This window comes from Hydrogenophaga sp., from assembly GCF_041633695.1.
Classification (GTDB): Bacteria; Pseudomonadota; Gammaproteobacteria; order Burkholderiales; family Burkholderiaceae_C; genus Hydrogenophaga.
Window position 1 is genome coordinate 1 of record NZ_JBFJMY010000691.1, and the last position, 1,563, is coordinate 1,563.

Genomic DNA, 1,563 nt, shown 5'->3' on the forward strand with positions numbered 1-1,563 from the left:
TCTTCGTTGGCAACAGGGCCGGCCAGAACCGCATCGGCCGCTGCGATGAGATCGACCCGGTGGGCCAGCAGGCCGATGCTGTCCAGCGTCGGCGACAGCGTCCAAAGGCCCGCGGTGGGATAGCGCCCCGAACTGGCCCGAAAACCCGCCAAACCAGTGAACGACGCCGGTACCCGTACCGAGCCCGAGGTGTCGGTGCCCACGGCGATTTCGCACAGGCCCAGTGCCACGGCGGCAGAGGCACCGCTGGACGAGCCGCCACACACGCGCTCGTCGCCAGCGGGCAGCGCAGGGTTGCGCGGCGTCCCAAAGTGGGGGTTCGCGCCGAGCCCGCTGAAGGCGAACTCGCTGAGATGGGTCTTGCCCACGCACACCGCGCCGGCGGCTGCAAGGCGGGCCACCACCTCTGCGTCTTGCGTGCGCGCAGCGTGGGGCGTGACCCGCGAACCGCAGGTGGTTGGCGTGCCGGCGATATCGAACACATCTTTCCAACTCACGCGAACGCCATCGAGCGGCCCGAGCGCGCGACCCTCTGTTTGCCGCTGCTGGCTGGCAGCGGCTTGGGCGCGCTCGCGCGCTGGTGTGAAGCAGGAGAAGACGCCGGCTGGTGCGATCAACGGCATGGTGTCACGCGGCGCTCGCGTTCGCGGAACAGCGCATCGATCTCGGCGAAGGTGGTGAAGCGCACACCGGGATGGGAGAGGAAGTAGTCGATCAGGCGTTCGTGCATGAGGATGGCCTGTGCCTTGCCCGAGACGTCCGGATGGATGGTCATGGGGAACACCGCGAAATCGTACTCGCGGTACATGAAGTCGAACTGGTCGCGCCACTGCTGCTCCACGTTGCGAGCGCCCACGTAGCCTTGCGCGTTCGGAAAACTCTTAATGTATAGAAGCGGCTCCATGTCGTCCAGGTCCCAGCTCGACGGAATCTCGACCAGGCTGGTCTCCTCGCCGCGTTCGGCCGGATGCATCCAGTGGGCAGCGGGCTTCGAGTAGTCGATCGGCGTCCAGCGGTCGCCCTGGCGCAAAAAGTAGGGCTCGAAGTCGCGGTGCATCAGGCTGTGGTCGTAGCGGATGCCACGCTCCAGCAGCAGCTCCAAGCTGTGTTCGCTGAACTCCCACCAGGGCGCGTTGTGCCCCACGGGTGCGCGTCCAGAGAGGCGGACGATCAGATCGATGCACTTGTCGAGCACGTCGGCCTGCTGCTGGCGCGACATGGCGGTGGGGTTCTCGTGTGTGTAGCCGTGCAGGCCGATCTCGTGGCCGTCGGCCACCACCTGGGCGCTTTGTTCGGGAAAGCTTTCGATGGAATGCCCGGGGATGAACCAGGTCGTGGTGATGCCCTTGCGCTGGAACAGCTGCAACAGGCGTGGCACACCGACCTCACCCGCGAAGAAGCCGCGCGAGACGTCGCACGGCGACTGTTCGCCGCCGTAGCTGCCCAGCCAGCCGGAGATGGCATCGAAGTCCACGCTGTAAGCGCAGAGAATTTGTTTCTCGGGCATGGCCTTGTTCCTTCAGGCCGTGGCCATGTGCACGCAAAACGCGAGCTCGCGCGGCA

At 66.1% G+C, this 1,563-nt stretch carries 2 protein-coding genes; both read right to left on the reverse strand.

The window, feature by feature from the left end:
- Positions 1-623: amidase family protein (locus ABYB95_RS23270; protein ID WP_372662666.1), on the reverse strand; the 623-nt coding region annotated here is incomplete at its 3' end.
- On the reverse strand, positions 614-1,507 hold the full coding sequence (locus tag ABYB95_RS23275) for a polysaccharide deacetylase (protein WP_372662669.1): 894 nt from the start codon (positions 1,505-1,507) through the stop codon (positions 614-616). The genes ABYB95_RS23270 and ABYB95_RS23275, both read right to left, overlap by 10 nt.
- Between the last annotated feature and the right edge of the window lie 56 nt (positions 1,508-1,563).